We start from the raw sequence: 391 nt of genomic DNA, 5'->3' as shown, positions 1-391 counted from the left end.
TGTACGATGAAAAAAGCAGACCCATTTCCAGTTACACTCAAAATACTTGGGGTGGTTATACACAGGTCGATTCCCAATTGGATTTTATGGGTAAAACCCGATTCACCAAAACTTTCCACAAGCAATATCCAGAAAGTGACTTGTTACGTATTGTCGATACCTATAGCTATACTGCTCAGGACAGACTATTGACACACAAACAACAGATTAACTCCTTACCCGAACAATTAATCGCTAGTAATACCTATGATGCATTAGGACAACTTGTAGGTAAAAATGTGGGTGGAACCGATGCTTCTGGAACAACCGGATTACAAAAAGTAGATTACCGCTACAACATTCGAGGTTGGTTGACGGGTATTAACGATGAAGCACCCAATATTGGAAACCC

Annotated in this window: 1 pseudogene; it reads left to right on the top strand. The window is 40.4% G+C overall.

Annotated features, from left to right (window positions below):
* A pseudogene (locus P6733_RS17915) lies at positions 1 to 391 on the top strand (type IV secretion protein Rhs); the annotation flags it as partial.

The organism is Flavobacterium aerium (assembly GCF_030766725.1).
In the GTDB taxonomy this organism is placed as follows: domain Bacteria; phylum Bacteroidota; class Bacteroidia; order Flavobacteriales; family Flavobacteriaceae; genus Flavobacterium; species Flavobacterium aerium.
Note: the sequence above shows the minus strand (reverse complement) of the source record. Positions and strands in the feature narration are given on the sequence as shown.